General features: G+C 36.8%; 3 protein-coding genes and 1 pseudogene. All 4 read right to left on the bottom strand.

Going from position 1 to position 11,197, the window contains the following annotated elements; genetic code table 11:
* The coding region (locus tag ACFINL_RS08130; protein ID WP_375651355.1) for an autotransporter outer membrane beta-barrel domain-containing protein at nucleotides 1-2,442 on the bottom strand (2,442 nt) is incomplete at its 3' end.
* 171 nt (nucleotides 2,443-2,613) lie between these two features.
* Nucleotides 2,614-3,341, bottom strand: a pseudogene (locus ACFINL_RS08125) (autotransporter outer membrane beta-barrel domain-containing protein); the annotation flags it as partial.
* Nucleotides 3,342-3,898: 557 nt separating this feature from the next.
* Nucleotides 3,899-7,429, bottom strand: a complete 3,531-nt coding sequence (locus tag ACFINL_RS08120) for an autotransporter outer membrane beta-barrel domain-containing protein (protein ID WP_375651352.1) — start codon at nucleotides 7,427-7,429, stop codon at nucleotides 3,899-3,901.
* Nucleotides 7,430-7,874: 445 nt separating this feature from the next.
* Complete coding sequence (locus ACFINL_RS08115; RefSeq protein ID WP_375651348.1) at nucleotides 7,875-10,556, bottom strand: autotransporter outer membrane beta-barrel domain-containing protein; 2,682 nt, start codon at nucleotides 10,554-10,556, stop codon at nucleotides 7,875-7,877.
* Nucleotides 10,557-11,197: the final 641 nt, after the last annotated feature.

The following is an 11,197-nucleotide window of genomic DNA, read 5'->3' as shown; positions in this document are numbered from 1 at the left end:
GGAATGAAAAGCATTCCGCATTGTCTCCAACGTCTTATTTTGCGTGATCATATCCACTAAACCAGCATGAAATAAGGCATTTGGCAAAAGAAGATAAGTTGGAACCTGTGGAACAACAGCTCTAATTTGGAGATTAAACGAAGGATTAATAGGGGCAGAATCCCCAGATGGCTTTGGTTCAACAGGGGTAGAAGGAGGAGAAACAGAATCTGTAGATGAAGGTGATACCGGAACAGATGGCTTAGATGGCATAACCTCATCCGTAGAAGTCTCAACTGGAACAAATGGTGCAGGCATAGGCACAGCAGAAGGATTTTCTGGAACTGTTGGTACAGAGGGAGACGGAACTGGTGCAGAAGGAGTCAGCGTCGAATCCGTAGGGATAAATGTTTCAGACGGTTCAGATCCCTCAGGCAAAGAAGGTGTAGATGGTATAAGTGGAGGCTCAACAGAAGGGGGTTGTTCAGGTGAAATAGTCTCTGTTGGTCGTTTAGAAGGAACCGTCTCTTCTTCAGATTGAGGAGGTAAAACTGTAGACGTTGGCTTAGAAGCAGTTTCAGAAGAATCTAATTCAGGACCAATATAAACACTTTCGAGACGAAAATCCCAAAAATCCCCTTCTCCAACAACCAATCTATTCTTTGGATCTGCATTTCCAGAAGAAGAACTTGGACCATAGACACGAAGTTTATATTGATAAGGAAATCCATTCACCGTAGTATAACTATTGGCTAACTTAAAAGAACTTTCCTCTGCTGTCCCAGCAACTTGAACAAGTGAAATACTTTGACTTCCTTTATTGCCAGCTTCTCCTTCTAGGGTTTTGGAAAATTTCTCCATCATGAGCAGTGTACTTCCCAAAACATTCCCGTAGATCAAAATACGATCAGTTTTTTGAGGATTAAACGAGCCGTCATTATTCACAAACGCACTCATCTTAATCTGCACATTTCCCTTTGCATTATAGGCTTCTTTATCATATTGTATCCCCTCTATTGGATTTATGTCATTTAGATTACTTCCTTTCTCAATATATACTTTTCCAATATATAGCGTTTGATAATCTTGAGATATAAATTTATCAAAAAAAATTGTGCTATCAGAAATGCTTATAGACGAAAGTAATGAATCTACAGGAAGAGATTCCTGTAAATCTGTATGTTTCCTTTTGGTGAGATACCATGCAGAGCCATGTGTTAATTCTAAGTGAACAGTTGATACATCCTCAACACGAATACCCCCTGTAAGGGTAGAATTCTTTGCTTTCACCAATAGAGAAGAATTATTTTGAGCCTTTAACAATAAATCACCAGAGATCTTTGTCCTTTCTGTTAATTCAATGGTAGCTTCAGCTCCATAAATATCATCTCCCGTACTATAAATGGCAATACCATCAGGAACTGAAAAAGTTGTCTGTGACAAATGCAAAGATGCTTCACCCCAAACAATTTTTTCTACTTTTGAAAGTTTTTCACTCCCTACCTTAAACATATCACCCCATACATCTGGACCTAATCCATAAAAATACAGACCGTATACTCCCTCACCCTGAACAGAAATATTGTTTTTTTCTATCTTAATACTTGTATTTTTAAACGCATTTGATGAAGCGTATTCTTGAATCAATTTACCTTCAGCATCTGCATAACCTGCAAAATTCGTAATCAAGAAGCCATGCATATCAGTCAGCTGAATAAAATCACCACGTAATTGAACATTACCACCCTGTGATATGTCAAAAGCTCTTGGAAATTCATCAATACTTTCATTATCAACTACAATCGTGTGTTTCTTACCTTTTCCCTGAATATTGGTTGTATCAATAAGATATTTTCCCCCAAATTGTGTTGAAAACGCACCAATCTCATTAAAAGTAATAGTACTGCCTGACATCCTAATGAATGCATCAGAACTACTAACAAATCCAATCCCTTTTGCATTCAAATTATCTGATACAATATCAATATTTACGCTCACTAAAGCAATATCGGTTTTTTTTCCTTCTGCACATACAGCTTGCAAACTACCTTCAATCTTCCCTCTATTCATCACAACTTGCCCGTTCTGAACACGAAAACCGGACATATCCTTAATATTTGAATTGGTTAGAACAAGCTTGCCATCATCTTTTACAGATGCACTATATAAAAATGACTGCTTTGGCCTATGCGAGATAATATTTGTCTCTAATAAATTTAAAACAGTTCCCTCTTTTTCTATAGAGAAGACAGCAATAAAATCATCTAGAGAAGAGACAGAAGGAGTATAATTTTTATTACTTATCGTATGTTTTTTACTATCGCTATATGTAAAAAAACTCCCTGATACATTACAGGAAGTTCCTAAATTATTAGGATTCGCATTAACACTCACGATTGGCAAAAAAGAAACAATAGCCGTTGTAATAAATAAAAATCTATACCCGCTTAATACATTAACCATAACTTTATTCCCAATTTGCCTTTCTCCCCCTGTTAGTTAAAAATAAAAAACATTCCCCATAACATTAAGTTAAACACACTAAAAATAGCAAGTATAAAACTTAAATAATCACTTTATACTTCAAAAACACTCTATAACTTATGTAAAAATTACTCTATATTTCACAGGCACCTAAAAACGATAGTATAAACCGCCTGAAAAAAATAATCCCTGAAAAACCACCTTTTCTAAGGCAATGCTGATAAGTTACATCTCCATGCAAAGCAAAGTTTGAAGACAACTGAGCCTTCAATCCCATTCCAGTTTCTAGAGAAGAGCCAAAAGCCCTTATTGGAATTCATCTCCAAACCGCACACGTTGTTTTCCTCTAAAACTAATGGCAAGCTGAAGCTCGCAATTGAAAGAAACAACAAGAGCCTCTTCAGAAGCAGCAAGCATCTTTCTTAAAGACCACCAACACGCATCACCCATAAATCAAGTTTTCCCATCTCAATATCAAAACCATCAATATCAGACGCCTTATCAAACCGCACATTTTGATAAATAACCTAAACCTGCGGATCAAAAATAACCCCTTTATGCCCTGTCGTAAATGACTTGCCCGCAATCAATGAAGCACTCAAAGGTGTTTCCTTCAATGTTGCTGTCTTGCCTCTTGCTTGCGTGAGAACATCCCCTTTAAATAAACCATAGGAAAAAAGGACATCTATATAAAAGCCTGTATCATGCTGCATGCTGCCATATACTGTAATAGACCATTTATCAAATGTACTTTTTTGCTTTCTTTAACATCTTGAGGTTGTAGAAAGTTTTTTTCCATTATTCTCCATTATTCCAAAGCTCAAAGTGTGATGTGTATCCTCAATCGCATTGAGCAAGACACTTGCCTCTATACCATGAACAGCAGAAACCTGAATCTTACCTTCATCAAAGGAAAGAACCACCCTGCTTCACACCAAACACAGATTGAGATAACGTAGCATTTCTACCACTTTTCTTTTCGCCATTTCCTGTAATAGAACTCTTTTTAAAAGAAGTTTTATTATCTTTTGACACAATCACTGCTGATGTAATCTTCTCAGATCTCTTTAATTCTAAAATTCCATCAGTTCCTGAAAGCCTTTTTCCCCTTTACTTTTTTGCAGCTTAAAAAGAGAATTACACGAGGGGTTATAATCTTCTGCACTCACATCTATATTGTGCACGAAGAAAGAAATAGAGGTCGTAAGAGAACACACACATAGCGTTTTAGTACTTTAATCATAATTTAGTCTAAACTTCCTTTATTTTATTCATAAAAAACTGAAAAGACACACCTAGTTCATCTACTTATTATGCACCGTTACATATAATTTGTTTTGTATTATATGTAAAGTCAAAAATCAGAAAAACGACACAACAAAACCGTGTTTTGTGCTTATGTCTTTCACAAAGGATGTATTAAAGAAAAATACAATTAAAAATGATAACTTAATCCACCAGAAAAATGCGTTCCGGAAAAGCCGTCACTCGTAAATTTATGCTGATAAATCAGATCGCTATGAAAAATAATTTTGGGAGATAATTGCGAAAAAACACCAAATCCAGCTTCTAAAGAAGTCCCAAAGGAACCAAGCTGGAAGGCATCTTTAAAATATACAAATTGTTTATCATCAAAACTACGAATGAAATGAAGCTTACCATAGAATGAGAGAACATGTGCATCTTTATCTTTAGTAAATGTAAGTGTCTTCGTTAAATACCCACCAATACGCATCCCCCAATGATCTGGACTTCGCATATCAATATTAAAATTATCAATATCACGAGTCTTATGAAACTGGAGATTTTGATAAACAAACTGAACCTGTGGTTCAAAAATAAAATATCGGCTGCCTATCATAAACGTTTTACCAGCAATTAAAGAAACACTTAGGGGCTTCCCTCTCAATGCAGCCGTTTTACCTCGCTCAAGTGTGAGAACATTTCCATTAAACAAACCATAAGAGAAGAGACCATCCATATAGAGACCCGTATCATGCTGCATGCTTCCATATGCTGTTATTGTCCATTTATCAAATATACTTTCTTGACTTTGTTTAACCTTTCGAGGCTGCAAAGAAAGCTTGCCATAATTTCCCATAATCCCAAAAGATGTCGTACTGTATGCACTTTCGATTTTCTTGAGTAAAATACCTGCCTCTAGTGCATTATAATCAAGCTCACCGCCATAATCACCATATTTAAATGCAGACAAATTTGAAGTATAATGATGATGTCCACCGTAACCGCGCAAAAACAAAGCGGGATTTTCATCATTTTTCAACAACCGACCAAGAACAGTTCGCAGCGCTTGCAACTGCTTGCTTTGATTACTGATATCCATCAATCCAGCATAAAATAAGGTATTTGGCACAAGAATATAAGTCAAAACCTGTGGAACAACGACTCTCACATTTGGCTCAAAATGAGAAGAAGGCTCAAAAACAGATGCCGGAACAGAAGAACCAGACGCAGGTGGAGTAACAACAAAAGGAGTGGGTGAAACAGATGGCGGAACAGAAGAACCAGATGCAACTGGGGAAACAACAGAAGGAGTGGGTGAAACAGATGACGGAACAGGTGAACCAGATGCAACTGGGGAAACAACAGAAGGAGTGGATGAAACAGATGACGGAACAGGTGAACCAGATGCAACTGGGGAAACAACAGAAGGAGTGGGTGAAACATGCGGCGGAACAGGTGAACCAGATGCAACTGGGGAAACAACAGAAGGAGTGGGTGAAACAGATGGCGGAACAGAAGAACCAGATGCAACTGGGGAAACAACAGAAGGAGTGGGTGAAACAGATGACGGAACAGGTGAACCAGATGCAACTGGGGAAACAACAGAAGGAGTGGATGAAACAGATGACGGAACAGGTGAACCAGATGCAACTGGGGAAACAACAGAAGGAGTGGATGAAACAGATGACGGAACAGGTGAACCAGATGCAGGTGGAGAAACTGGATTAGATTCAGCAATAGCGGGAACAACAGGTGCAAGAGAGGAAAGAGGATTGGGGATCTCAAGTACAAAAACATCAGATACATTAGGTGTGGTCGTAAGATGGGAATCCCTATCAGGAGAATCTACAGGAGAAGAAAGACTTGGCTCCTGAGACTTTTGCTGAGAGTTAGAATCAATAGAACCATCCTCACCTCCAGTAATATTAGGATGAATTTTAGAAAAAGAAGGAATATCATCAGAAGAAGGGGGGACAACCAAATCAAGAACAGGAAAAACTTTAGTGGAATCAACAAATTGACTTTCAAGTCGGAAATCCCAAAATGTTCCAGAGTTTTTAAGCACTCTTTGATTGGAATCTGCCGCCCCTAAAGAAGAGCCTGGACCATAACTCTTAAGATGATACTGATAGGGGGAGGCTTCAAGTGTGACATACCCCCCCTTTAACTGAAAAGAATCTTCCATGGCTTTTCCATAAACCTGAATAATGGAAATCCCCTGATTATTACCACCATCTCCCGTCAATGCCCCTGAACTTCCAGGAATCTTATAAACATGAACTGTTGTTTTTCCTTCAAGATCACCATTGATTAAAAGCCGGTCAGTTTTTTGCTCTTGCAGAGCTCCGCCTTTATCCAAATATGCATTAAGATAAAGATTCACATCACCGTGCGCTTTATAGACAGTCCCAAATCCTTTTCCAATGAGAAGTGTCTGATAACCATTTGTTTTTTTAGATTTTAATTCTTCAAAAACAAGAGAACTATCCGTAAGATTAACCGATGAAATAGAAGAATAATCTTTTAACCTAGAACCAGAAGCATCAGAATTTTGCAATTTGTCATATTTTGGTCGCGATAAAATCCACTTTGAACCATTTTTTAAATCTATCTTAGCTGTAGAACTTTCATCAACATGTGCGCCTCCTACAAGGGTAGAAGCATCAGCCTCAATCTTTACATTAGAACGCTCAACAGCTTTCAGGAGTGAATCTCCAGAAATTTTTGAATTTTGTAAGAGTTTAACAGAACTTTCGAATTCTCGACTATAAATAGCCGTACTTTCTGGAGCCATAAAAGTTGTCTTTGTCAAATGGACAGTCCCTTTTCCAGGTATAATTGTTTTTTTATCATTTAAGACAGCTTCCCAAAAAAAGTGCATGCCATTAAATCCATTCCCTCTCACAAAAACATTGGAATATTTTATATGAGCAGCATTATGGTTATTCCCCTGCACTACAATGCCATGAACATTGTCGACATTAACGTTTCCCTTCTGGAAATTAAGAGAGCCTTTCCCCTGAAGCATACTAAAAGCAGAACCTTCACGATGATTATCTGTATTTGTTTCCTGTTTCCCCCTCCCAGTAATAGAAACGCCCTCTAAATTAATTTCTCCATCTCCTCCTGTTTGAACACCAATACCATCAGCAAAATCAATTTTTCCTCCTTTCATATAAATTTTTGCACCATTATGACTCAAAAGACCTATCGCATCAGAAGATGTCTTAATCTCTGTCTTGGTCAAAGAAACAAACGACCCTTTACCCCCAACACTGATCCCCATTCTGGTTGCTTTAATCACCCCATCCTGCATTTCAAAAGCTCCCTCATCATTAATATCGGCCCCTATCGACACGTTATTTAACATGGAATCAAATAGAGCAACGCCTCCCCCATTTGAGGACTTTACAGCTGTTGTCCAAGCGTTTGTTTCTGAATGTCCATGTGCATTCGAAACACCGTTAATGATTATAGCCTCTCCCTCAATGACTGTATTTTTCCCTGATGCCTCTATGGCAGCATAAGAACTTTCACCCGTAAGTTGATAAGTTTTCTTGGTAATTTCATGCGTTTTACCATCATTACAGCGATAAAATGAGGCACTTTCGTTACATGAATATGGCTTCTTCTCAGAAGAAATCTCACCTGCATCAGTATTGTATACAAAGAAAAAAATAACCGTTGTAAAATGATATAAAGAGAGATGATTTTTAAACATAATTTTCTACAAACTTTCTTCCCCTTCTCTAAAAACAAAAAACACGCGTTCTGTTTAATAACTTTGGTTACGCGTGATAATTAAAATACGTTTTGTATTTTATATATCCACCCTATATTTTATGTAAAGCCAGAATCCCAAAATATCACAATTTAAAATTGTATTATTTATAAAAACGCGTAAAAATATAGATAGAAATAAAAATTCCACCCCAAAGCAGTGATTTCAAGAGAATTTAATAAAAATAAACTCAAAGAAGAAAAACAGCATAAGAAGCAAAAACTGCAAACCAGAAAGCCTTATCTCGTTTCTAAAAAGAAACAAACTTGCTCATGCAAAAAAAAACATTTTTTTAAAAAACTTATTTAAAAAGTTGCAAACAAATAATAAAAAACCACAAGCTATGCTTGTGGTTTTTTAAACAACTTACCTCAAGGTGATCATCCTAAAAACGATAGCGCAATCCACCAGAAAAACTGATTCCAGAAAAACCACCTTTACTCAACTTATGCTGATAAACCAAATCACCATGAAGCGCAAATTTTTGAGACAAGCGAGCATTAAGACCTAATCCAGCCTCTAGAGAAGAACCAAAAGCCCCTAACTGGAAAGAATCTTTAAAGCGCACAGACCTTTCTTTTCCAAAATCATGGGCAAAATGAATCTTTCCATAAAAAGAAACATCACGATCTTTTTCAGACGCAGTAAGAGTCTTTATCAAGCGACCACCCATACGCACCATCAATTGATCAAGTTTATCCATCTCAATATTAAAATTATCAATATCGCGGGCCTCATTAAATTGAAGATGCTGATAAACAACCTGAACCTGTGGATCCAAAACAACACCTTCATATCCTGTGGCAATTTTCTGACCACTCATCAAGGAAACACTTAAAGGGTTACCCTTCAATGTTGCCGTTTTACCCCGCGCAGTTGTCAGAACATCTCCCTTAAACAGACCATAAGATAACAAACCATCAACATAGAATCCTACATCATGCTGCATACTGCCATAAACTGTAGCAGTCCATTTATCAAATGTACTTTTTTGGCTTTGTGCAACATCTCGAGGTTGTAGAGAAAGCTTTCCATAAGACCCCATCACCCCAAAGGATATAACACTGTCAACATTTTCAACAGTTTGTAGCAAAACACCTGTCTCTAGTGCATAGTACCCTAGATCTCCCCCATAACCATATTCAAGCGCAGATAAATCTGAGGCATAACGATAACTTCCACCATAGCCACGCAAAAATGAAGCAGGATTTTCACGAATTTCCAACATTCCACTAGGATTAGTCCGTACTGTCTCTAACTGCTTGTTTTGATTGCTGATATCCATTAAACCAGCATGGAATAAACTATTTGGCAAAAGCAGATAAGTTGGAACCTGAGGCACAACAACCTTAACGCCTTGCCTAGAATGATGCTCACCACCTAAACTAAGTTTAGAACTCTGAGTTAATCTAAATGTAGTATCAGAATCAATAAATCCATTTTCGAGGCGGAAATCCCAAAAATCTCCTTCACCTTCGACTAATCTTTGAGACGCACTCGCTCTTCCTAATTCAGAGTTTGGGCCATAAGCATGAAGCCTATATTGGTAAGGTAGACCGTCCAATGCAATATAATCACCATCCAACAAGAAAGAATCTTTCTCCGCTATTCCAGAAACCTGAATAATCGAGATACCTTTGTCATTTCCATAACGCTCCGTACCACCTCCTGGACTTCCTGAAACACCATGCACATGTACTATCGTTTTTCCTTCAATATCACCATGGATTAAAAAACGATCCGTTTTTTGATTCTGAAGAGCCCCCCCCTTATTCAAATAAGTGTTGAGATAAAGATGTGCATTACCCTGTGCTTTATAAACTTCACCTGTTCCTCTCCCAACACGAAGGGTTTGATAGCCATCAACTATGTTAGTTTCTGGTTGTTCAAAAATAATAGAACTATCAATAAGATGTATTAATGAAATTGATGAAACACCTATAGAACTAGGAACTTGCAAATTTTTATTTTTCGGTCGTGATAAAATCCATTTTGAATCACCTCTCAACCGAAATTCAGCAGAAGAACTTTCATCAACATGTGTCCCCCCTACAAGTGTAGAAGCATCCACTGAAACCTTCACAAAAGAGCCATCCTCAACCTTCAGTAATAAATCTCCAGAAAGTTTGGAATTATCCAACAGCCTAACAACACCACCAGATCCTCTGCTATAAATAGCCGCACTCTTTGGAACTGTAAAAGAGGTTCTTGTCAAGTCAACAATCCCTCGTACGGGTAAGTTCGTTTTTGGAAGACTTCCGAACATCTCTTCCTCACCCGCAAAAATATAAAAAGAATAGGGATACTCGTGATCTTTCATTTCCTCATTTCTGTCTCCTAGTCCCTCCCAAAAACGCAACCCATAAGACGTATTACTTTCTACCAAAACCGTAGAATCCACGATAGTTATAAAGACACCCTTCCCATCGATATTATTCCCATGCATTGAAAAACCATGAGCATTGGCTAGATTAACTTTACCTTTCTCAAAATGGATAAACCCATTAGACGCATGAAAAGCTGAATTTTCATTATGGTCATCTATACCCATCCCCTGACTACCTTGTTCGGTAATAGAACTACTCCTTAAATCGACCTGTCCCCAATTTTTTATTTTAACTCCGATACCCTTTGTAAAGTTAATCTCTCCTCTTTCTATAATCACTTGTCCATATTCACTCGCCACGACCCCATACTTCCAAAAACTTTCTTTTGAAATAACAGCACTTGAAGCATCCTTAACAGTTATATTTTTCCCTAAGAGAAGCGTTTTTCTTCCAGATGCTTGTATAGCAACAGTTTCATTCGTATTTTCATCAGTTTTTTGATAATTTTTATTGTAAAAGTAGTGTTTTTTACCATCATTACACCGATAAAATTCACTATTCATACTACATGAAAATTGATCCTGATTATTTTGTGTCTTACCATTAACGCCAGAACGATCTTGTACCCCAGTATTAACAACAGCACCACCTTGAACCGTAGCATCAACATTGTGTGCACAAAAAAGAAATGCTGTTGTAAAAGTACATAAGGAAAAACGATTTTTAAATAGATTGACCATAATTACACCATAATTTTGCCCATAAAAGTAATACGTAATGTATCAAAAAACTTAACAAAGAGAAAAAATTAATACGTTTTGGATTAACTGCGCAGATCTTATTAATGCTTTTTGTGTTTTATGTAAATATGGAATTTAAAAGTTACTAAAAATACAGTCTAAATCTATTTTTTTATAAGGGATTTGCAAAAATATAACTGAAAAATTAGAGGAAAATCATCTTTAAAGTTGTTATTTAAAAGCAGCTTTAAGGAATTTTTGTACATTAAGAATGCCTATTTTAACTGTTGTTTAATCAATACCCAAAGCGTGTATAATTAATATTCGAGATAAATATTATATTGAAACAATGGGCACTCGTAAGCAGACAAAACTGAATATATGCCAAAATTGGGAAGCAAAGCTATCACATACAGCTGTTTTAGGCAGTATTTATGGAAATACGAACTAATTTAGAAAGAGGAGGAAAGTGTAAAAATTAAAATCTGTTCCGATTTTTACCATCTCTTTTCAACATTTTAAAATATTCAGAGCCGTATCTAAAAGGTGAAAATGACATATAATTTTATCTTTTTATTTATCACATTCTTTAAAGAAAACGCATTTTCAAAAAATAATACGTTATTTATGTTTCTAATCCA

The organism is Bartonella sp. AA78NXGY (assembly GCF_042197005.1).
Taxonomy (GTDB): domain Bacteria; phylum Pseudomonadota; class Alphaproteobacteria; order Rhizobiales; family Rhizobiaceae; genus Bartonella.
This window is presented reverse-complemented; position numbering and strand designations above follow the sequence as displayed.

Coding starts and splice junctions, on each gene's coding strand:
- ACFINL_RS08120 (WP_375651352.1), bottom strand. CDS start 7,429: ATGTTTAAAAATCATCTCTCTTTATATCATTTTACAACGGTTATTTTT.
- ACFINL_RS08115 (WP_375651348.1), bottom strand. CDS start 10,556: ATGGTCAATCTATTTAAAAATCGTTTTTCCTTATGTACTTTTACAACA.